Raw genomic sequence first — 20,651 nt, 5'->3', positions numbered from 1 at the left:
GATGTAATCTTAGAGGAGCTGAAACCATGGCAGAAAAATTAGTGCTTATAGATGGAAATAGTATTGCGTATCGTGCTTTTTTTGCACTGCCTTTACTGAATAATGATAAAGGGGTATACACGAATGCAGTCTATGGATTTACAACCATGCTGTTAAAAATCTTGGAAGAAGATAATCCAGACCACATGTTGGTTGCTTTCGATGCTGGAAAAACTACGTTTCGTCATAAAACCTATGAAGAATACAAAGGGGGGCGGCAAAAGACGCCTCCCGAGCTGTCAGAACAATTTCCAGTGCTAAAGGAGCTTCTAGATGCATTTGAAATCAAACATTATCAACTGGATCAATTTGAAGCTGACGATATTATTGGAACGCTTGCTACCCAGGCTAAAGATAGTAACTATGATGTAAAGGTGATATCGGGAGATAAAGATTTACTTCAGCTTGTGTCAGAAAAAGTTAAAGTGAGCCTAACAAAGAAAGGGATTACCAATGTAGATACATATGATCCCGACTTTCTGATGGAAAAAATGGAGATAAGACCAGATCAGGTTATTGACCTTAAAGCCTTAATGGGAGACAGTTCAGACAATATTCCAGGTGTTCCTGGTGTCGGGGAAAAAACAGCCGTCAAACTTTTAAAACAATTTGATAAACTAGAGACAATTTATGAGCAACTCGATGATGTTAGTGGGAAGAAATTGAAAGAAAAGCTGGAAAACCATAAGAAAGAGGCTTTCATGAGTAAGGAACTTGTAACCATTGAGCAAAAAGCCCCGGTAGAAGTTGGTTTAGAGGATTTGAAATATAATGATTATGAGCCTCAGAAAGTAGCTTCTGTTTTTAGAGATTTAGGTTTCCAGTCCTTGATAAGCAGAGTTGCCGTTAACGAAGACGGCGATCCCGGCCAAGAGTCTCCTAAGGATTGGGAGGAGATTGAAGTAACAGTTCTCTCAGAATTGCCGGCAGATATAATTACAGGTGAAGAAGCAGTAGTGGTGGAAATGCTTCATGAGAATTATCATGCTTCCCCTATTGTGGGAATTTCAATTGTTAATTCTAAAGGAAATTATTTTATTTCAATCGAGGATGCAAAGAACTGTGAGGAGTTTGTGAACTGGGTTCAGGACTCTTCAAAAGAAAAGTGGGTATTTGATGCCAAACGTACGCTTGTGGCATTAAGAAGACATGGTATGGTTCTAAGGGGGGCAGCCTTTGACTTGCTTCTGGCTTCCTATTTAATCAACCCGGCCGAAAATAACCATGACATACCTGCGATCAGCCATCGAATGAATGAGAGAGCAGTTCGTTATGATGAAGAAGTGTATGGAAAAGGGGCAAAAATGAAAGTTCCTGATGATCAAGCTGTCATGCAGGAGCATATTACGCGAAAAGCAAAAGTGTTATTTAAGCTGAAAGAATCAATGGAAGCTCAGCTTAAGGAAAACGAACAGTATAACCTATACAAGGATTTAGAAATGCCTCTTGCTCTCATATTAGGCGACATGGAACATGGCGGGGTCCAGGTTGATGTGAAGCGTTTGCAGGATATGGGGGACGAGCTTGATCACAGGCTAACAGATATTAAGAAAGAAATTTATGATCTTGCAGGTGAAGAATTTAATTTAAATTCACCCAAGCAGCTAGGTCCGATCCTATTTGAGAAACTAAATCTCCCGGTTATAAAAAAAACGAAAACAGGTTATTCGACGTCAGCAGACGTATTGGAACAGCTTCAAGATGAGCATGAAATCATTGAAAAAATCTTGTTATTCCGCCAGCTAGGAAAGTTAAAATCAACTTATATTGAAGGTTTACTGAAAGTAGTCAACAGGGATACGAGTAAAATTCATACGAGATTTAACCAAGCTTTAACCCAAACGGGAAGACTAAGCTCGATAGAACCTAACCTACAAAACATTCCGATCCGCCTCGAAGAAGGCAGGAAGATAAGACAGGCCTTTGTCCCTTCCAAAGAAAACTGGGTCATGTTTGCGAGCGATTATTCGCAGATTGAACTACGTGTTCTAGCTCATATCGCTCAGGATGAGAAGCTTATAACCGCTTTTAAAGAAGGGAAAGACATTCATACTCAAACGGCCAGTGAAGTGTTTGATAAATCGCCGGAGGAAGTAACTTCCCAAATGCGGAGACAAGCTAAAGCTGTCAATTTCGGTATTGTTTACGGAATTAGTGATTATGGTTTATCACAGAGCCTTGGGATCACTCGCAAGGAAGCAAAGTCTTTTATTGAAAAATATTTATCCAGCTACCCAGGAGTAAAAGAGTATATGAGTGAGTCCGTCCAGGAAGCGAAAAGGCTGGGGTATGTAACAACCTTTATGAACCGCAGAAGGTATCTGCCGGAAATAAACAGTCGGAACTTTAACCAACGCAGTTTCGCTGAAAGAACAGCAATGAACACACCTATCCAGGGCAGCGCTGCTGATGTTATTAAAAAAGCAATGATCGATTTAGATAATCGTTTAAAACAGGAGCATCTGCAGGCAAGAATGCTGTTACAGGTCCATGATGAATTAATCCTGGAAGCTCCAGAAGAGGAACTCGACAAGTTAAAACAAATCGTACCCGAAGTTATGGAGAAAACAGTAGCGTTGGATGTGCCACTGGAAGTAGATTATTCTTTTGGACCATCCTGGTACGATGCGAAGTAAGAAATAAGTGAGGAGAACGAAGAATGCCTGAACTGCCTGAAGTGGAAACAGTAAGACAAACTCTAAAACAGCTTGTATTAAATAAGCAAATAAGCGATGTGTCCGTTTTTTGGGATAATATCATCAAAAGACCTCAGGATCCGGTTGAGTTTAAGGGATGGCTGCAGGGGCAGCGGCTTCGTGATATAGACAGAAAAGGGAAGTTTTTAATCTTCCAATTTGATGATATTTCACTGGTATCCCACTTAAGAATGGAAGGAAAGTTTGGTTTGTATGACTCTGGTCTTCCAAAACCAAAACATACGCATGTAATCTTCCATTTTACTGACGGGACAGAGCTGAGATATGATGATGTACGGAAATTTGGTACAATGCATTTGTTTGAGAAGGGGCAGGAATTAAAGCATAAACCGTTAGTTTTACTAGGTCCTGATCCTTTTGATCCTTTATTCACCCTCGAATATTTTTATGAGAAATTGCAAAAGACAAACCGTCATATTAAATCGGTACTGCTTGATCAATCGGTAGTTGCAGGCTTAGGTAATATTTATGTTGATGAAGCATTGTACAGGGCCCGCCTGCACCCCGAAAGAATAGCGAAAGAAATAACTTTTGAAGAGGCTTCTCGTCTTAAGGAAGCGAGTGCAGAGACTATTAATAAGGCAGTGAAGCAAGGCGGGACCACCATTCGCTCTTATTTAAACGGGCAGGGTGAAATGGGAATGTTTCAGCAGGAATTGAAGGTCTATGGTAAAGAAGATACTGATTGCACGGATTGCGGTACACCCATAGTAAAGTTAAAGGTTAGCGGCAGAGGGACGCATGTCTGTCCTCATTGTCAGCCAGTAACACATTAAGGTTATCCGCCCATATACTATTTCACATTGATTATGTCGAGGTGAAAAGTGTTGGGGACCGTGTTACTTACAATACTGTTTGTTGTAGCTGTAAGCATAGACAGCTTCGGAATTGGATGTATGATCGGATTAAAAAAAATCGTGTTATCACTTAAAGGAATATTCGGAATTGCCTTGCTATCAGGCTTATGTTATTTATGCTCAGCCTCAATGGGGTATTTATTGCTTCCCTATATTGACCCTCACTTATTCGAATGGCTGGCCTCACTTTTATTTATTGGGTTAGGAGTTTACTTTCTCTGGTCAAATTACTCAAGTGATGATAAGAGAGAGGAGGAAGATTCAATATGGATGCAGCCTGCACGTGTCTTGAAATCCCCTGAAGATGCTGATATAGACGAATCTGGCGGGATACAGGGCAAGGAAGTGATCCTTCTTGGAATCGCCCTTTCTCTTGATACGATTGGAGCGGGGTTTGGCGGAGTATTTATTGGATTACAGCCTTTTTCTACTTCCGCACTAATTGTCCTTGCCACAGGAATTATGCTTTATGGAGGTCTAAAGAGTGGATCGAAGTTAAGCAGCAGAGTCAATTACCTGTCTAATTTGCCAGGCATTTTACTAATTATTATTGGACTGATCAAACTGATATAGGAGGAACTTTAATGGGGCTGGTTATTGGACTGACGGGCAGCATTGCAACTGGCAAAAGTACAGTATCTAGGATGTTTAAAGAATTTCATATTCCTGTAGTCGATGCAGATGTGATCTCAAGAGAAGTTGTAGAAAAAGACAAACCTGCTTATAAACAAATTGTAGATTATTTTGGTGAACAGGTCTTAAATGACGACCTTACTTTAAATAGACAACAATTAGGCAGCCTTGTTTTTAAAGATAAAAAAATGCGGGCAAAGTTAAACGAGATTGTTCATCCCGAAGTAAGGAAACAGATGCTGAAGCAGCGGGATGGGTTTTTGAATAAGGGAGAAGAAGCAGTGGTCCTTGATATTCCTTTACTTTTTGAGAGCCGACTTACCCATTTCGTAGATAAGACTCTTGTGATTTATGTAGATAAAGAGACACAGCTGAAAAGATTAATGAAAAGAGATGGATCAACACGGGAGGAAGCTTTAAACCGAATTCGTTCTCAGTTGTCTATTGAAGAGAAAGCAGAGAAAGCAGATAAGGTAATCGATAATTCGCAAACGGTGGAGAGCAGTTTTGAGCAGTTGAAAAAGATATTAACGGAGTGGAAGGTTGTAATTAAGCCTGATTGAAGCATTTCAATCAGGCTTTTTTCTATTGTGATCAAGCGCTTAAAGAGAATGTTTTTAACACCGGACTAAGCCCGGATCGCCGATTGATTTGAAGAAGGAAGATTATACCAATTGTACGCGTTAGCGGGGTGAAGCCCTTTTTAAAAAATGTTCAAAAATTAAACCACAAAAACGTTTCCAATGTGTTATACTATTTTTGAAAAAAGAATTTAAAAGTATATCACATATTGGAGGCTTGCCTTATGAAGAAAACTAGAATTGCAATTAACGGTCTGGGGAGAATAGGGAGAATGGTCTTCAGAAAAGCGGTCATAGATGATTCAATTGAACTGGTAGCCGTTAATGCAAGTTATCCAGCTGAAACCATTGCACACATGTTGAAATATGATAGTGTGCACGGACGATTTGATGGAGAAATTAAACCTGTTAAAAATGGTTTGTTAATAAATGGAAATGAAATTAAATTATGCTCAGACCGGGACCCTTTAAAACTACCCTGGAATGAACTGGATATTGATATTGTCATTGAAGCTACAGGAAAATTTAAAACGAAAGATGAAGCTTCCTTGCATATTCAGTCAGGAGCTAAAAAGGTAATCATTACAGCCCCTGGAAAGTCTGTCGATGCTACCATTGTAATGGGGGTTAATGAAGAGGTTTACAACCATGAAGAGCACGATGTTATTTCTAACGCTTCCTGTACGACAAATTGCCTGGCCCCTGTCGTAAAAGTATTGGAAGATCGTTTTGGCATTGAGAATGGATTGATGACAACCGTTCATTCGTTTACAAACGACCAGAAAAATCTGGATAATCCTCACAAAGATCTTCGCAGAGCGAGAGGCTGCACTCAGTCCATTATCCCGACCTCTACAGGAGCTGCCAGGGCTCTAGGTGAAGTGATTCCGTCATTGGATGGCAAATTGAATGGAATGGCACTGCGCGTTCCAACACCTAATGTGTCTTTAGTTGACCTCGTCGTAGACGTTAAGAGAGATGTGACGGCTGAAGAGGTAAACGCAGCATTTAATTATGTAAGCACGAACTCGATGAAAGGTATATTAGAATACAATGAAGAGCCGCTGGTTTCTATTGATTATACTACTTCCCCTGCCTCGGCGATTGTGGATGGTTTATCCACTCAAGTTATGGGAGAGCGAAAAGTAAAAGTATTAGCCTGGTATGATAATGAATGGGGATATTCCTGCAGAGTTGTAGACCTGGCGGTTTATGTCGGCAATTTGATGAAGCAGGAGACCCCGGTGAAAGTTTCTTAATGACAGTTTGCTCATTGTATCCTATAATCGGGAGAAACAAGTAAAAATGTTTCTTGCAAAAAAGGGATAAACCGTATATACTTTCTTTGAACTTCTGAATACTGTCAATTTCATGGTCTACTTAAAGGGTTAGGACCTCTCAGGACTAACTTTCCCCCGTGGTAGTACATGTAGGTATATTTAGAAGGTAATGAAAGTTAATGTACAAAAGGGGGATCCTGATTAATGGATACAATGGGAAGACATGTAATAAGCGAACTATGGAATTGTAATGAAGATAAATTAAATGATATGAGTTATATTGAACAAGTATTTGTAGACGCTGCTTTGCGGGCTGGAGCAGAAGTTCGGGAAGTTGCCTTTCATAAATTTGCTCCACATGGAGTAAGCGGAGTAGTCATTATTTCCGAGTCTCACTTAACGATTCACAGCTTTCCTGAGCATGGCTATGCGAGTATTGATGTTTATACTTGCGGCGATCGTATAGATCCAAATGTTGCAGCTCAGTATATTGTGGAGGCGTTAGAGGCGGGAAGAAATGAAACGGTTGAAGTGCCAAGAGGGATGGGACCTGTCGAAGTACAGCAATCTAAAGCATTATGATAAAAATCACACAGTTTCTGTGTGATTTTTTTATTCGCTCTCTACAGGGCTGCTTTTCTTTTTATTAAAACGTGTTAAAATAATAAAGAGATGATGTCGAATTTTTGTAAGGGGTTATGTACGTGAAAGGATTTATTTCTAAGTATTTTAGCAATCATTCAGAAACAAGTGAAAATCACCGTGATTCTTCACTTCAAACCAGGTATTATAAAGCCAAGCGAGATGAAGTTTTTAACGCAGTAGAGGAAATGTTTCCTTCTCCTTCTGAGAAAGCAGCGGTTTCTAAGGAAAGAGGAGAAATTACTATAAAATATAATGGGAAGCGTAAAGCTTTTGTAGTCGCTACCATTATTATGGTTCGTCCATTTCAAACGGCTGTGGATTTCTCTGTTACAACAGATTCCGGGGGTCCCGTTGATTTTGGATTCAGTCGTAATTTAATAGTGGAATGCTACGAACAATTAGATCGTCAATTTCCTATATATGATCCCAAAAAGTAAAGTGTAACCAATGACGATAGGTGGAGTTGATTTTTTTGAAGTGTCCTAATTGCCACTACAAGAGCACAAGAGTTCTTGATTCAAGACCTATTGAGGACGGGCATGCGATTCGGCGGAGAAGAGAATGTGAGAACTGCGATTTTCGTTATACCACCTTTGAACGAGTGGAAGAAGTGCCGCTGATCGTAGTGAAGAAAGAAGGAACGCGTGAAGAGTTCAGTCGTGAAAAGCTGATGCGCGGTCTTATTCGTGCTTGTGAAAAACGTCCGGTAGCTGTCGAGGAGCTTGAGGGTGTAACTCAGGATATTGAGAAAGAGCTGAGAAACCGAGGCGTTTCTGAGGTGCAGAGTAAAGATATCGGTGAGATGATCATGGAAAGACTTTCAGATATTGACGAGGTGGCATACGTCCGGTTTGCATCTGTTTACCGTCAGTTTAAAGACATAAATGTATTTATTGATGAATTAAAAGACTTAATTAAACATGATGATAAAGGATGAGCCCCGATCGGCTCATTTTCTTTTGGTAAGGATCTCTTTAGAAAGGGGGGCGGATAAGATGGACTCATCAATCGGAAAGCTTCTTCCAATAGACGGGTTTAAAGTGATTAAAAGAGGGGTTACCCCTCAAAATGAGCGGTGGTCCCTGACCCATTTGTACCAGCCGGTAATTGGATTGCTGCCGGTATCTCTTTATCAGTTTCTGACTAGTGAATGGGAAACAAAGAGAGAAGAAGGAGTACTAACCCATCATGCGATTATGACGTATTTGTCCTGTCCTTTAGATAAGATTTATGAAGCCAGAAAAAAACTTGAATCCATTGGTTTACTCAAAACATACGTCAACACCCAAGAGGAAACCGTGTATTTATATGAGCTTCGTCCACCATTAGCTGCAGAAGAATTTCTAAACGACACATTCTTATCATTATTGCTTCAGCATCAAATTGGCAAGGATAAATTTGATAAGCTTCAAAGTCGTCTAATTATGGACTTTGAAGGTGTTTATGATGGATATGAAGAAGTAACTGTTTCTTTTGAGCATATGTTCAATCCGCATATACAAGGGAAGGTTAATTCTGCAGCAGATCCTCAAAAGAAGAAAGAAAATATTGTTCAGAAAGGCCCTGTTATTGAGGAGTCTTCTATTGATTTCAAGTGGCTGGAGGAAGCCCTGAAACAGCGTATGTATCCAGCTTCCAAGATTCTTTCTGGTATTAACAGGCGGGTGATTACGCAGCTTGCTGCTTTATACACATTGAGTTCAACAGAAATTGAACGAGCGTTAACTTGGTCAATAAATGAGGAAAACGAGCTGGACTTAGAAGAATTTAAATCCGCTTGTCATGATTTTATGAAGAATCAGACAAACGATGGAGAGAAAGTGATAAATCAACGGGACAAGTTGAGTTCTTCCTCACCGGATAACGGCAGCAAAGAAGATCAGTTTGTGAATTTACTGGAGCAGATTTCTCCTCGTGAATTGCTTGAAGATTTATCAACTGGAAATCAGGCATCCAGTCAGGATATGAGAATGATCAGAGACGTGATGACAGAACAAGGGCTTACTCCTGGTGTTATGAATGTATTGGTACATTACGTTTTACTGAAGACGGACATGAAGCTTTCCAAGCCTTATCTGGAGAAGATTGCAAGTCACTGGGCGAGGAAAAATGTAACTACTGTCCGACAGGCTATGAACCTGGCTAAGGCTGAGCATCAGCAATATCAACAGTGGGGGAGTCAGCCTAAAAGAAAATACCAGAATAAAACCAAAGAAGTTATTCCGGAATGGTTCAAGAAGCAGGATGAAGAAAGGGAGAGACAGGAAAAAACGGAGACGGCTTCTGCAAGTTACGATACGACTGACTTAGAGGAAAGAATCCGCAAGCTTTCTAAGAAAGGAAATGGAATGTAGGAGGAGGCAATTAAAAAATGGAGCCTATTCAAAGGTCTCTTCAGAGGTGGATGAAAGACCACAAACAATTTCAGCAGCGATTTAACCAAATGAAGCAAGATGTATTGCGGGATGAAGAAGTGAAGAACCTTATTGCCTCTCATCCATCATTAACAGAAGAGGCAGTCGACCGGCAGCTCATTAAGTTTTATGAATATCAGTCACAATCCAAGAATTGTGAAAAATGCCCTTCTCGTGACGAATGTATCAACATTTTAGAAGGCTACACACCTGAAGCCAGCGTTACAGGGTCAGAATTGAAGCTTATTTACAATAAATGTTACCGAGAACGAATGAGGGAACAGAAGCGCAAACAGGAGTCGCTTATTAATAGTCTTCATATGCCGCGGGAAATTTTGGAGGCAAGTTCAGAGAGGCTTGATTTACATGATCCAAAACGCACTGAAGCGGTAGAAAAAACGGTTCACTATTTAGAAAGTATTACGGATGAGCTTCCAAGCAAAGGGTTGTATTTTCACGGTCCATTTGGCGTCGGAAAAACCTACTTCCTTGGGGTTATTGCTAACAAACTGAGCGAAAAAAATATTTCCTCCATGATGATTTACATGCCGGAATTCGTAAGAGAAATGAAAGCATCGATCAAAGATGATTCTATGAATAGTAAGATTGAAGCTTTTAAATCCACGCCTGTACTCATGCTGGACGATATAGGAGCAGAATCCCAGTCTGCCTGGTTCAGGGATGAGGTGTTAGGATCAATATTACAATACAGAATGATGGAAAGACTCCCTGTATTTTTTACCTCGAATTACAACCTGAAGGAGCTGGAACAAATATTTACCACCACCAATCGTGGAGACGTTGAACAAGTTAAGGCACAGAGGATCACTGAACGAATTCGTCAGCTTAGTGAATTTGTTAAAGTAGATGGAAGAAATCGAAGAGGTTAACACGAGCATTTAGCATGTTTCTCTGACGAGTCACATATGTATAAAGTACAAACTGCTTTAAGACCATGAATATGGTGTGATGATAAAGCTTTACACGTTGTGGTGAGGAGGAAGTGATGTTGGCTTGTGTGTATTTTTCTAATCGCAAAGACGCGTTTATCTTTTACCAAATCATCCTGGACTGTTACGCAAGACATGATTTAAAAGGCGACATTCAAGAGGAGAAGAACAAGTGGTATGTTCAGCTCCATGAAAGTGGAGGCAGCTTGCTGTCTGAGATAAGCCAGGCTGTCAATGAAATCCTCAGCAAGAGGAAATTAAATGCCTGGATGGAAGGCGTGCTGCGGCACCGTTTCTACTATGATGATCCTAAGGAGATTGAGAGGGTCATTCGTATGTCGATTAAATTAAAAAAAGATCCTCCTGAAGGGGTATGTCTTCCAGCGATAGAAGAGGAAATGGAACGATTTATTAAGAGAAAGGTATTCGAACGTTCCTATTCTGATTTTGATCAATTGTCTGCTTCATGCCTCCAGCACATTTATTCTGATTTGCTCGATTTCACTGGAAAGCTGCTGGATGAATATAAGCTAGAAGAAGCTCATCAAATGATGGTAGATTCGTGGAGGCGGCGTGTGAAGAGTAAGGCTAGCGGAGTGCCTCTTCTTCATGTAAGGTACGATCAGGGGATTAAATATTACTTTCCAGAGGGGAACCCTGTCGGTAGAGGAGAGCTTCTTAATTATTTAGAATCTCACCCTGATCCGATGATTCAGAATTTACCGGAAGATTTGGGCATCCTCCCCGCTTTAATTTATTCGCCGGAAGAATTAATGATCTATGCAGATGAACAGGGAGAAGCAAAGCTGGAATTATTAATGAATATTTTCGAAGAAAAAGCCGTGTGGAAACCTCTTTCATATTTTCCTTTCCTCAAAGCTTGATTTCTTTATTGAATCCCGCTATAATACGTACATATTCAATAGTAAGATAGCTTAGATGAGGACACGAACAATGAAGCGACGCTGGGTTAGAGAGAGGAGCCACCGGCTGAAAGCTCCTTCCTGACGACTTTAACTGTTTACCACCTCGGAGCCCTGTTTGTGAACGGTGACTAGTAATAAACAGCGTCTAATCTGCGTTAAAGATCAATGAAGCCGCAATTTAAATTGCGGAAATGTTTGGGTGGAACCACGAGACTATACGCTCGTCCCTTAGTATGTCAACAAGGCGTACTGAGTGACGGGCGTTTTTTATTTAATTTATTACAAGAGACGAGGAGTGAAAAAGAATGTCAGAAATGATAAACATACAATTTCCTGATGGAAATGAAAAAGAATTTGATAAGGGAATAACAGGGGAAGAAATCGCTCATTCTATTTCTCCGGGATTGCGCAAACAAGCGCTGGCAATCAAATTAAACGGGGAATCTTTTGATTTAAGAAGACCAATTGAGCAAGACGGAGCCATTGAAATAATCACCTATAAAAATCCTGAAGGTCTGGAGGTGCTACGTCATTCGACAGCCCACTTGATGGCACAGGCCATTAAACGCCTTTATGGAGAAGTAAATCTTGGGGTAGGTCCTGTTATTGAGAATGGATTTTACTACGACATCGATTTAGATGTCTCGTTGACTCCTGAAGACCTTCCGAAAATTGAGAAGGAAATGCAGCGTATCGTTGATGAAAATTTGGAAGTCGAAAGAATTGAGCTTTCAAGACAGGAAGCAATCGAAAAATATAAAGAGCTTGGTGATGAATTAAAGCTTGAACTCATTGAAGATATTCCTGAGGGAGAGTCTTTGACCATCTATAAGCAAGGTGAATTTTTTGACTTATGCCGGGGGGTGCATGTACCTCAGACGAGCAAAATTAAAATCTTTAAACTGCTGAATATATCAGGAGCCTATTGGCGGGGTGATAGTAATAACAAAATGCTACAGCGAATTTACGGCACCGCTTTTGAAAAACAAGCCCACCTGGATGAATATTTAAAGATGCTGGAAGAAGCAAAAGAACGTGATCATCGTAAGCTTGGAAAAGAACTCGGGTTGTTTACAGTAAACCAACAGGTTGGTCAGGGACTGCCGCTATGGCTGCCAAAAGGAGCTACAATCCGTCGGAATATCGAACGTTATATTGTTGATACTGAAGAGCGTCTCGGCTACGACCACGTCTATACACCAGTTCTAGGAAGTGTCGATCTTTATAAGACAAGCGGCCATTGGGATCACTATAAGGATGATATGTTCCCTACCCTGGAAATGGATAATGAGGATCTAGTGCTTCGTCCAATGAACTGTCCGCATCATATGATGGTGTACAAAAATGAGTTCTACAGCTATCGGAACTTGCCGGTACGAATTGCAGAGTTGGGCACAATGCACCGTCATGAAATGTCAGGAGCTCTTGCAGGACTGCAGCGTGTTCGTGCGATGACCCTTAATGATGCTCACATCTTTGCCCGTCCCGACCAGTTGAAAGATGAATTTATGCGAGTCGTACGATTAGTTCAGGAAGTGTACCGGGACTTCGGAATTGAAGATTATTACTTCCGTCTTTCTTATCGCGATCCAGAGGATAAAGAAAAATATGTAGATAATGATGAAATGTGGGATAAAGCCCAGGCCATGTTAAAAGAAACAATGGAAGATATGCAGCTGGAATATGTAGAAGCAGAAGGCGAGGCGGCTTTTTACGGCCCGAAACTCGATGTTCAAGTGAAAACAGCGCTTGGTAAAGACGAGACACTGTCTACTGTTCAGCTAGACTTCCACTTGCCAGAGAAATTTGACCTCACATACGTAGGGGAAGACGGAAAGGATCACCGCCCTGTAGTGATTCACCGTGGAGTAGTTTCTACTATGGAAAGATTTGTTGCTTTCTTAATTGAAGAGTATAAAGGCGCTTTTCCTACATGGCTGGCTCCTGTCCAGGCCCGTATCATTCCTGTTTCGGCAGATGTTCATCTTGATTATGCCAAGAAACTTGAAGACCAGCTGCGTGAGGCGGGGGTAAGAGTTGAGGTTGATGAGCGCGATGAGAAAATCGGGTATAAAATACGAGAAACGCAAACGCAGAAGATTCCTTTTGCTCTGGTTGTAGGAGACCGCGAAATGGACGAGAATAGCGTTAACGTCAGACGCTATAGTCAGCAGAACTCTGAATCAAAATCTATTGATACGTTTATAAAAGAAATTCTGAATGAAATTGATCAAAAGCTGTTAAATAAGTAAAAGAAAAGGCCGGAATAACGGCCTTTTCTTTATATTGTATTGATTTTTTCATAAAGATGTTTTACTATCTATAAGGGTAGCGAGTCATACATTGTAGTAAGGATTGACACGAGCCAGAGGGCATGCTATTATAATTTAGGTAACTGAATGAACGGATCTGAGACAAGAAGAAGCACCCGCTTCTCACCTGATCGACGCTTTAGAGCAGTTGGCAGGTTACTAATCCTTTGACTTTGATAGGAGACGTGTGGGTGCAGTATGTGTACCTGCACTTTTTTTATGGGATCAAACAACTTGTCGATGACGGATCTTATATAAGGTTTCTAAAATATGTTGGAGGTGGCTAGTTATTAGCAAAGATAACATGAATGTTAATGAGAAAATTCGTGCACGTGAAGTACGCCTCATTGATGTAAACGGCGAACAGCTAGGTGTTAAATCAAAAAATGAAGCACTGGATATTGCAGCCAATGCAAATCTTGACCTCGTTATGGTTGCTCCTAATGCGAAGCCTCCGGTCTGCCGCATTATGGATTACGGAAAATATCGTTACGAGCAGCAAAAGAAAGAAAAAGAAGCTCGTAAAAATCAAACAACGATTAAGATTAAAGAAGTTCGTCTCAGCCCGGGAATCGAGGAGCATGACTTCAATACGAAGCTGCGTAATGCTCGTAAGTTCCTATCTAAAGGCGATAAAGTAAAAGCTTCTGTCCGTTTCCGTGGCCGTGCCATTACGCACAAAGAACTGGGCCAAAAAGTTCTTGACCGCCTGGCTGAAGAATGTAAAGACGTTGCTACAATGGAGACCAAACCTAAAATGGAAGGTCGTAATATGTTTATGATGCTTGCTCCGATTAACGAGAAGTAAGCAAAATCTGCTGAAGGAGGAAATTGTAATGCCTAAAATGAAAACCCACAAAGGTTCTCAAAAACGTTTTAAGAAAACAGGTAACGGAAAGGTGAAACGTTCACACGCGTTCACAAGCCACTTGTTTGCAAATAAATCTACGAAGCAAAAGCGTAAACTGCGTAAAGCTACTTTCGTATCTGCCGGAGATTTCCGTCGTATTAAGCACATGCTTCCGAAAAAATAAATTACAATCTAGAATTATATAGGAGGGAATTCCCATGCCACGAGTTAAAGGTGGAACAGTGACACGTAAACGTCGTAATCGTGTCCTTAAACTAGCAAAAGGATATTATGGTTCAAAGCACGCTCTATTTAAAACAGCTAAACAACAAGTAATGAAATCAGGTCAGTACGCATACCGTGACCGTCGTCAGAGAAAACGTGACTTCCGTAAGCTCTGGATTGCACGTATCAATGCTGCAGCGCGCGTAAACGACATTTCTTATAGCCGTCTTATGCACGGACTTAAGCTTGCTGGGATTGAAGTCAACCGCAAAATGCTTGCAGACCTTGCAGTCAATGATGAAAAAGGTTTCGCTAGTCTTGCAGAACAAGCTAAATCAGCTCTTAAATAAGAATACGCCTTTAGTAACACCTCATTGAAAAGCGATCTTTCAAACAATTTGAAAGAAGGCTTTTGAGATGAGAGGGGTTATTTAGGCGGATAGCAAAAGTCATTTCCGCTCGTCAGGAAATGACTTTTTTATATGGAATGGGGTTAAGGAAATGAACGGTTTTTTACTAATTGGAGTGTACTTACTAGTCATAAATATAACTTTATTTATTATTATGGGCGTCGATAAGCGGCAGGCTGTAAAGCGCCTTCGAAGAGTGAGTGAAAAAACTATCTGGCTGCTGGCCTGGGCGGGGGGCGCTGCAGGAGGGTTTGCGGGCATGGAGGTTTTTAGGCATAAAACTAAGCATTCAATCTTTAAGACAGGCATGCCAGCCATTATGATCGTTCAGGCGGGAGTCCTTATATGGTATGTGTTGTTCTAATTGCCAGTGTCTGTCATAGGCTGTAGGTAGGAGGTGCAAACTTCATGAGTGAAGCATCATCTGCACTGCTTAGCTGGATTGAGCATCAAGGTATTTTGGCACCCCTTCTCTTCATTATCATCCACTTACTGCGGCCCTTTTTATTTTTACCGGTGATGCTTGTATGTATTACTGGAGGCGTGCTTTTTGGTCCAGTGGCAGGAACTGCATATTCAGTCATTGGTACGCTGCTTTCAAGTTTATTGTTTTACCGTATGATCAGGCTGGTACCATCAGGGTTTAGGAAGCTGCAAAGCATGTTTGGGCACTCAAGAAGAACAAAGCTTACCGTCAGGCAGGTAGCGGTATTACGTCTTATTCCCTTTATTCATTTTCACCTGCTTTCTTATTGTTTGATCGAGATCAGCGCAGACTTTAAAGACTATGCAAAATCATCTTTTTTTGCCAACATTCCTTTGGCAGTCGTTTACACCTCTATGGGCCAGTGGATCAGTTTATTTTCCCTGCCTGTATTTGCTGCTTTTGTAAGTCTCCTGCTATTATTATGTTTTATGATAAGAAGCAAGTCTGAAGTGTTTGTATGGAAAGAATTTTTCCACGCGAGTTAGACCGCTGGTAACTAGTGGTCTTTTTCTTTTTCCTCAGTTACCGGTTTAATATTTAACCGGTTTATTGGATATTTCCACTCAATCTTTGCATACGGATAGCTGCGCAGAATTTGTTCTTCAAGAAAATAGAGGTCATTTCTCTCCAACCCTTTTAATTTTTCTGGTTCTTTTGTAGAGACGTATATTGTCAGGACCTCAAAAGCATGCTCCGTAGCTCCTAAATATTTTTCGCCTTCAAACATCATTCCTCTATAAGTAATTAAAAAGTTATGCTTAGTGTTTTCCTGGTCATCCAAAAAATAAAATTCCTTGTTTTCATGAGCCAGATCCAATTTCCGACGGGGATTAGTGTAAAATTTATAAGCTGTATATAAAATTATCACAAAGGCGGTCAGCAGGAGAATGCGGAATAAGATGATCATTATCATTAGGATCGTCTCCCTATTTAATGGTTATAACTTCTTCTACGTTTTGGATGCTTTTTAGTTTCAAAAAATGATACATTTAATAGAAAGAAAAATAGGAGTGTTACGAATGAATTGGAATTCTTTTTATGAAGATCAGGCAAAGTTAGACGAACATATTATTAAAACACAGAACCTGGAACATGCAGACGTCATTGATGATAAGCTGTTAGCGTTATATGTGGAAGTAGGAGAGCTTGCTAATGAAACCCGCTGCTTCAAATTCTGGAGTACCAAACCATCCAGTGATAAAGATATCGTGTTGGAGGAATATGTGGATGGTCTTCATTTTATTTTATCCTTAGGCCTTGATTTGGATTTACGCTATCAGTCTGTTCCTCTGGCTGATCATTCAAGTAAAACAAATGCTTTTTTGAATGTATTTACTTCCATAGAACAATTTAAACATACACAGGACAGGGATTCTTATCAGCAAATGTTTGAAGCCTATCTCACTCTGGGGCAGGCGCTCGGTATAACAGAATTAGAATTACAGCATGCCTATAAAGAGAAAAATCAAGTTAACTTTCAAAGGCAGAACCAAGGGTATTAAAGAATTGGATAATTTTTGTTTATTTTCTCTTTAAGATATATAATAAAGTATAGAGAAAAGGAGGCAATGATCCACATGGCAAAAAATGATGAAACACTGCAAATGTTGAAAGAACTTACAGATGCAAAAGGTATACCAGGTAATGAGCGTGAAGCAAGAGAAGTGATGTCACGTTTTATATCCCCTTTTGCAGATGAAGTGTACACAGATAATCTGGGAAGTCTTGTAGCTAAAAAAACAGGTAACAAAAAAGGTCCACGCGTTATGGTAGCTGGCCATCTTGATGAAGTTGGGTTCATGGTTACCCGAATCGATGACAATGGGTACATATATTTTCAACCTGTTGGCGGCTGGTGGAGTCAGGTCATGTTAGCTCAGCGCGTTACGATCATGACTCGAAACGGGGATTTAACAGGAATTATTGGCTCAAAACCTCCGCATATTCTACCAGCTGATCAACGAAAGAAACCTGTAGAAATTAAAGATATGTTTATTGATATTGGTGCATCCAGCAGGGAAGAAGCGAAGGAATTCGGTGTCAAACCAGGAGACTCAATTGTTCCTTATTTTGAGTTTACCCAGATGAAGAATGAAAAGATGCTGTTAGCCAAAGCTTGGGATAACCGTATTGGGTGTGCTATTGCGATTGAAGTTCTTAAACACCTCAAAGGAGAAAAACATCCGAATATTGTTTATGGAGTAGGTACGGTTCAAGAAGAAGTAGGATTACGCGGGGCGCGGACTTCCGCAAATTTAATTAATCCTGATATTGCATTTGGCGTAGATGTGGGGATTGCTGGAGATACACCGGGTGTATCGGATCGGGATGCTTCGAGTAAAATGGGAGAAGGACCTCAGATTATTTTATATGATGCTTCTATGGTTTCCCATAAGGGCCTTCGGGATTTTGTTACCGATACAGCAGATGCTAAAGAGATTCCTTATCAATTTGACTCTCTTGCCGGCGGTGGAACAGACTCAGGCGCCATCCACTTAAGTCATAATGGGGTTCCAGCTCTTTCTATTACTATAGCTACACGTTATATTCATTCCCATGCAGCGATGCTACATCGTGATGACTTTGAAAATGCAGTCCGCTTAATTGTGGAAGTGATAAAAGGATTAGATGATAAAAAAGTAAAAGAAATCACTTTTGATTAAGAAGACGTTTAGAGTTTTTACCTGCTTTTTGAGATATAGTGGCAGGTAATCCACAGTTAAGAATCAAGCCGCTTTCCGTCCTATCTTGCGGAATGCGGCTTTTTTCCTTTCGAAAAAATTGGGGTTTTCCGAGAAGGTCCGGATGTTCGGAGGTGGAAAGCGGTTGGTATTTCGCTCGAACGATGATACAAAAAAGCTTGTAGAGAAATAAGGGGCTTCTCTACAAGCTGCATCCACTTTATTAGAGGGATGTTTTTGATTATTATTCAGCTAAACTTTTCTCCAGCGTTTGGAGCATTTCCTGGCGGTCCTGTTCGCCTGACTCTTTCCACAACATTTCAAAAAATACGCCTAATCCGGGAAGCATTTTCTCTTCTCCTTTTTGCATAGCATCGTCAATAGTGGCTTCCAATTGATCAGCATTGTGGCCGGTAACGTTAGAAAGAATAGCTTGTCTTAGATTTAAGTCCATCGATTTTACCTCCATCTGTGTTTACGTATAGTTTGACCAAAAGAACTCGGTCTATGTATGATAAGATTGAATTCAAATGAAAACGAGGGCTCTTATGATAACATCGTTAACCAACAACAAAGTTAAAGAATGGAAAAAGCTGCAAAAAAGAAAGTATCGTGATAGAAATGGGTTATTTATTGTAGAAGGAAATCATTTGGTAGAAGAAGCATTCAAGAGTGATTGGAACGTCGAGGAACTAATTATACGTGAAGACGTTGATTTTTCACTTGATAGGGATATCCCGGTTACAAGCGTCAGTACCAAGGTTTTTAAAGAAATTGCTGAAACAGAGACCCCGCAAGGCATAGCGGCTGTAGTAAAATTTAAAGAATTTACGTATAAGCCTCTAACTCATACGCTGCTCATTGATTCGGTCCAGGATCCGGGCAATCTAGGAACATTAATTCGAACCGCTGATGCGGCTGGCTTCAATCAGGTAATTGTTGGGAAAGGGTCTGTAGATATTTTCAATGAAAAGGTTCTCCGTGCTACCCAGGGATCGATCTTTCATCTGCCTGTCATCCAGGAGGACCTGGAGAAAGTTATACCTCATTTAAAGGACAACGGCATTACCGTTTATGCCGCTGCTCTGGAAAACTCACTGCCTTATAAGCAGCATGATCCAGCTGAGACGTCCGCATTAATTGTGGGTAATGAAGGTCAGGGCATCCGTTCTGAAGTACTTGATATGGCGAGTCATAAAATCAGCATTCCGATTTATGGAAATGCAGAATCACTTAATGTAGCCATAGCAGCAGCAATATTAATGTATCATCTTAAAGGTTAGACTTGCATTCTGATGGGACTTTCTCTATAATAATCAACAGTTATATAGTAGAAAAAGCTAGGAAAGAGCAAAGTAAATGGCTGCATCAGCGTTTTTAGGGAGAAATGCCTATGACTGAAAGCATTTTAACGTGGCGGTAATTGAAATTTCACTCTGGAGCTGGCGTCATTTGACGTTCCGGATAAAAAGTCCGTTATCTAACGATCTAAGTGGACACGAATGTGTCAACAAGGGTGGTACCGCGAAACAATTTATACTAAGTCTCGTCCCTTTTTTGGGATGGGGCTTTTTTTAGTTTTATTAAGGAGGAGCTTAACTATGAAGGAGCGTTTGCAGGAATTACAGACTGAAGCGTTAAATAAAGTGAACGAGGCTGAGGAAATTCAAGATCTAAAAGATGTTCGAGTAAAGTACTTAGGTAAGAAAGGCCCGATTACAGAAGTCTTAAGAGGGATGGGAAAGCTATCAAAAGAAGAACGTCCTGTTATCGGCCAGCTGGCTAATGATGTGCGGGAAGAAATTGCCCAGGCGATTGAAGAAAAGCAGTCAAGGTTAGAAGAAACAGCTTTGGAGAAGCAGCTTGAAGCTGAGAGTGTAGATGTGACTCTTCCTGGACGTCCTGTTCAAGTCGGCGGCCCTCACCTGCTTACGAGTATAGTGGAAGAAATAGAAGACTTATTTATTGGAATGGGCTTTGAAATTAAAGAAGGACCTGAAGTCGAAACAGATTATTACAATTTTGAAGCTTTAAACCTTCCAAAAGGTCATCCGGCTCGTGATATGCAGGATTCCTTCTATATCACAGAGGAGCTGTTATTAAGAACACACACCTCTCCGGTGCAAGCGAGAACAATGGGAGTGAAGAATGGCAGCGAGCCTGTCAAGATGATATGCCCCGGAAAGGTATACCGACGTGATACCGATGATGCAACACACTCCCACCAGTTTACCCAAATCGAAGGCCTTCTTGTTGATAAGCACGTTCGAATGAGTGACTTAAAAGGTGTACTTAATACATTTGCTAAGCAGATGTTTGGAGCCGAGCGTGAAATCCGACTTCGACCAAGTTTCTTCCCTTTTACAGAGCCGTCAGTTGAGATGGACATTTCTTGTAAAATGTGTGGAGGGGCAGGCTGTTCTGTTTGTAAAGGAACTGGCTGGATAGAGATACTAGGCGCTGGTATGGTTCACCCGAATGTGTTGGAAATGGCAGGATATGATCCAACAGAATACTCTGGATTTGCTTTTGGAATGGGACCTGAAAGAATTGCGATGCTGAAATATGGTGTCGATGACATTCGTAATTTCTATATCAATGACCAACGATTCTTAAAGCAATACCATAAGGCATAGGGAGGAAT

At 40.7% G+C, this 20,651-nt stretch carries 23 protein-coding genes and 2 other annotated features; of the genes, 21 read left to right on the top strand and 2 right to left on the bottom strand.

Going from position 1 to position 20,651, the window contains the following annotated elements:
• Positions 1-26 precede the first annotated feature (26 nt).
• The 17 genes from polA to C1A12_RS14050 all read left to right on the top strand — a co-directional run bounded on the left by polA (position 27) and on the right by C1A12_RS14050 (position 15,811).
• Positions 27-2,675: a DNA polymerase I gene (polA, locus tag C1A12_RS14130; RefSeq protein ID WP_101844598.1), complete on the top strand. Its 2,649-nt coding sequence runs from the start codon at positions 27-29 to the stop codon at positions 2,673-2,675.
• Positions 2,676-2,698: 23 nt separating this feature from the next.
• Positions 2,699-3,532, top strand: coding sequence for a DNA-formamidopyrimidine glycosylase (gene mutM / locus C1A12_RS14125; protein ID WP_101844596.1), 834 nt, complete (start codon positions 2,699-2,701; stop codon positions 3,530-3,532).
• Positions 3,533-3,592: 60 nt separating this feature from the next.
• Positions 3,593-4,186: a manganese efflux pump gene (locus tag C1A12_RS14120; RefSeq protein WP_235001622.1), complete on the top strand. Its 594-nt coding sequence runs from the start codon at positions 3,593-3,595 to the stop codon at positions 4,184-4,186.
• A gap of 11 nt (positions 4,187-4,197) precedes the next feature.
• Positions 4,198-4,809, top strand: coding sequence for a dephospho-CoA kinase (coaE, locus tag C1A12_RS14115; protein ID WP_101844594.1), 612 nt, complete (start codon positions 4,198-4,200; stop codon positions 4,807-4,809).
• 242 nt (positions 4,810-5,051) lie between these two features.
• Positions 5,052-6,086, top strand: a complete 1,035-nt coding sequence (locus C1A12_RS14110; RefSeq protein WP_101844592.1) for a glyceraldehyde-3-phosphate dehydrogenase — start codon at positions 5,052-5,054, stop codon at positions 6,084-6,086.
• Between the two features lie 225 nt (positions 6,087-6,311).
• Positions 6,312-6,689, top strand: a complete 378-nt coding sequence (gene speD / locus C1A12_RS14105; RefSeq protein ID WP_101844590.1) for an adenosylmethionine decarboxylase — start codon at positions 6,312-6,314, stop codon at positions 6,687-6,689.
• Positions 6,690-6,811: 122 nt separating this feature from the next.
• On the top strand, positions 6,812-7,189 hold the full coding sequence (locus C1A12_RS14100) for a cytosolic protein (RefSeq protein WP_101844589.1): 378 nt from the start codon (positions 6,812-6,814) through the stop codon (positions 7,187-7,189).
• A gap of 35 nt (positions 7,190-7,224) precedes the next feature.
• Positions 7,225-7,689 carry a transcriptional regulator NrdR gene (gene nrdR / locus C1A12_RS14095; RefSeq protein ID WP_101844587.1) on the top strand — a complete coding sequence of 155 codons (465 nt, stop codon included), beginning with the start codon at positions 7,225-7,227 and terminating at the stop codon, positions 7,687-7,689.
• Positions 7,690-7,747: 58 nt separating this feature from the next.
• Positions 7,748-9,106 carry a replication initiation and membrane attachment family protein gene (locus C1A12_RS14090; RefSeq protein ID WP_101844585.1) on the top strand — a complete coding sequence of 453 codons (1,359 nt, stop codon included), beginning with the start codon at positions 7,748-7,750 and terminating at the stop codon, positions 9,104-9,106.
• 17 nt (positions 9,107-9,123) lie between these two features.
• Positions 9,124-10,056: a primosomal protein DnaI gene (gene dnaI, locus C1A12_RS14085; RefSeq protein WP_101844583.1), complete on the top strand. Its 933-nt coding sequence runs from the start codon at positions 9,124-9,126 to the stop codon at positions 10,054-10,056.
• Between the two features lie 128 nt (positions 10,057-10,184).
• Positions 10,185-11,000, top strand: a complete 816-nt coding sequence (locus tag C1A12_RS14080; protein ID WP_235001621.1) for a putative sporulation protein YtxC — start codon at positions 10,185-10,187, stop codon at positions 10,998-11,000.
• A gap of 347 nt (positions 11,001-11,347) precedes the next feature.
• Positions 11,348-13,294, top strand: a complete 1,947-nt coding sequence (gene thrS / locus C1A12_RS14075; RefSeq protein ID WP_101844579.1) for a threonine--tRNA ligase — start codon at positions 11,348-11,350, stop codon at positions 13,292-13,294.
• Positions 13,295-13,452: 158 nt separating this feature from the next.
• Positions 13,453-13,578: a sequence feature (ribosomal protein L20 leader region), on the top strand.
• 80 nt (positions 13,579-13,658) lie between these two features.
• Positions 13,659-14,162, top strand: coding sequence for a translation initiation factor IF-3 (infC, locus tag C1A12_RS14070; RefSeq protein WP_145997051.1), 504 nt, complete (start codon positions 13,659-13,661; stop codon positions 14,160-14,162).
• A gap of 28 nt (positions 14,163-14,190) precedes the next feature.
• Positions 14,191-14,388, top strand: a complete 198-nt coding sequence (gene rpmI, locus C1A12_RS14065; protein WP_101844577.1) for a 50S ribosomal protein L35 — start codon at positions 14,191-14,193, stop codon at positions 14,386-14,388.
• Between the two features lie 34 nt (positions 14,389-14,422).
• On the top strand, positions 14,423-14,779 hold the full coding sequence (gene rplT / locus C1A12_RS14060; RefSeq protein ID WP_101844575.1) for a 50S ribosomal protein L20: 357 nt from the start codon (positions 14,423-14,425) through the stop codon (positions 14,777-14,779).
• 151 nt (positions 14,780-14,930) lie between these two features.
• Positions 14,931-15,203 carry a DUF1294 domain-containing protein gene (locus tag C1A12_RS14055; RefSeq protein WP_101844573.1) on the top strand — a complete coding sequence of 91 codons (273 nt, stop codon included), beginning with the start codon at positions 14,931-14,933 and terminating at the stop codon, positions 15,201-15,203.
• A 44-nt stretch (positions 15,204-15,247) separates the two neighbouring features.
• Positions 15,248-15,811, top strand: coding sequence for a TVP38/TMEM64 family protein (locus C1A12_RS14050; RefSeq protein WP_101844572.1), 564 nt, complete (start codon positions 15,248-15,250; stop codon positions 15,809-15,811).
• A gap of 11 nt (positions 15,812-15,822) precedes the next feature.
• Here the strand turns inward: C1A12_RS14050 and C1A12_RS14045 are convergent, their stop codons facing one another.
• Positions 15,823-16,236, bottom strand: a complete 414-nt coding sequence (locus C1A12_RS14045) for a sigma-w pathway protein ysdB (protein ID WP_101844942.1) — start codon at positions 16,234-16,236, stop codon at positions 15,823-15,825.
• A 109-nt stretch (positions 16,237-16,345) separates the two neighbouring features.
• On the opposite strand from C1A12_RS14045, the gene C1A12_RS14040 reads away from it, so the two are divergent.
• Positions 16,346-16,828, top strand: a complete 483-nt coding sequence (locus tag C1A12_RS14040) for a dUTP diphosphatase (RefSeq protein WP_101844570.1) — start codon at positions 16,346-16,348, stop codon at positions 16,826-16,828.
• 75 nt (positions 16,829-16,903) lie between these two features.
• Positions 16,904-17,989, top strand: coding sequence for a M42 family metallopeptidase (locus C1A12_RS14035; RefSeq protein ID WP_101844569.1), 1,086 nt, complete (start codon positions 16,904-16,906; stop codon positions 17,987-17,989).
• 262 nt (positions 17,990-18,251) lie between these two features.
• On the opposite strand, the gene sspI is transcribed toward C1A12_RS14035, so the two are convergent.
• The gene (gene sspI, locus C1A12_RS14030; RefSeq protein WP_101844567.1) at positions 18,252-18,461 is read right to left on the bottom strand and encodes a small acid-soluble spore protein SspI; all 210 of its coding nucleotides are present in this window, start codon (positions 18,459-18,461) and stop codon (positions 18,252-18,254) included.
• A 94-nt stretch (positions 18,462-18,555) separates the two neighbouring features.
• Here sspI and C1A12_RS14025 point away from each other — a divergent pair, with 94 nt between their 5' ends.
• Both C1A12_RS14025 and pheS read left to right on the top strand, forming a co-directional pair.
• Positions 18,556-19,290: an RNA methyltransferase gene (locus C1A12_RS14025; RefSeq protein ID WP_101844566.1), complete on the top strand. Its 735-nt coding sequence runs from the start codon at positions 18,556-18,558 to the stop codon at positions 19,288-19,290.
• Between the two features lie 50 nt (positions 19,291-19,340).
• Positions 19,341-19,564: a binding site (T-box leader), on the top strand.
• A gap of 44 nt (positions 19,565-19,608) precedes the next feature.
• The gene (gene pheS, locus C1A12_RS14020) at positions 19,609-20,643 is read left to right on the top strand and encodes a phenylalanine--tRNA ligase subunit alpha (protein ID WP_101844564.1); all 1,035 of its coding nucleotides are present in this window, start codon (positions 19,609-19,611) and stop codon (positions 20,641-20,643) included.
• Positions 20,644-20,651: the final 8 nt, after the last annotated feature.

The organism is Halobacillus sp. Marseille-P3879 (assembly GCF_900240285.1).
GTDB lineage: Bacteria > Bacillota > Bacilli > Bacillales > Halobacillaceae > Halobacillus_A.
This window is presented reverse-complemented; position numbering and strand designations above follow the sequence as displayed.

Bases quoted from the DNA above. Each gene is read 5' to 3' on its own strand.
- C1A12_RS14040 (WP_101844570.1), top strand. From the start codon at position 16,346: ATGAATTGGAATTCTTTTTATGAAGATCAGGCAAAGTTAGACGAACAT.
- infC (WP_145997051.1), top strand. From the start codon at position 13,659: ATGAATGTTAATGAGAAAATTCGTGCACGTGAAGTACGCCTCATTGAT.
- mutM (WP_101844596.1), top strand. From the start codon at position 2,699: ATGCCTGAACTGCCTGAAGTGGAAACAGTAAGACAAACTCTAAAACAG.
- C1A12_RS14110 (WP_101844592.1), top strand. From the start codon at position 5,052: ATGAAGAAAACTAGAATTGCAATTAACGGTCTGGGGAGAATAGGGAGA.
- C1A12_RS14035 (WP_101844569.1), top strand. From the start codon at position 16,904: ATGGCAAAAAATGATGAAACACTGCAAATGTTGAAAGAACTTACAGAT.
- C1A12_RS14090 (WP_101844585.1), top strand. From the start codon at position 7,748: ATGGACTCATCAATCGGAAAGCTTCTTCCAATAGACGGGTTTAAAGTG.
- thrS (WP_101844579.1), top strand. From the start codon at position 11,348: ATGTCAGAAATGATAAACATACAATTTCCTGATGGAAATGAAAAAGAA.
- C1A12_RS14055 (WP_101844573.1), top strand. From the start codon at position 14,931: ATGAACGGTTTTTTACTAATTGGAGTGTACTTACTAGTCATAAATATA.
- sspI (WP_101844567.1), bottom strand. From the start codon at position 18,461: ATGGACTTAAATCTAAGACAAGCTATTCTTTCTAACGTTACCGGCCAC.
- polA (WP_101844598.1), top strand. From the start codon at position 27: ATGGCAGAAAAATTAGTGCTTATAGATGGAAATAGTATTGCGTATCGT.
- speD (WP_101844590.1), top strand. From the start codon at position 6,312: ATGGATACAATGGGAAGACATGTAATAAGCGAACTATGGAATTGTAAT.
- dnaI (WP_101844583.1), top strand. From the start codon at position 9,124: ATGGAGCCTATTCAAAGGTCTCTTCAGAGGTGGATGAAAGACCACAAA.
- rplT (WP_101844575.1), top strand. From the start codon at position 14,423: ATGCCACGAGTTAAAGGTGGAACAGTGACACGTAAACGTCGTAATCGT.
- rpmI (WP_101844577.1), top strand. From the start codon at position 14,191: ATGCCTAAAATGAAAACCCACAAAGGTTCTCAAAAACGTTTTAAGAAA.
- coaE (WP_101844594.1), top strand. From the start codon at position 4,198: ATGGGGCTGGTTATTGGACTGACGGGCAGCATTGCAACTGGCAAAAGT.
- C1A12_RS14050 (WP_101844572.1), top strand. From the start codon at position 15,248: ATGAGTGAAGCATCATCTGCACTGCTTAGCTGGATTGAGCATCAAGGT.
- pheS (WP_101844564.1), top strand. From the start codon at position 19,609: ATGAAGGAGCGTTTGCAGGAATTACAGACTGAAGCGTTAAATAAAGTG.
- C1A12_RS14025 (WP_101844566.1), top strand. From the start codon at position 18,556: ATGATAACATCGTTAACCAACAACAAAGTTAAAGAATGGAAAAAGCTG.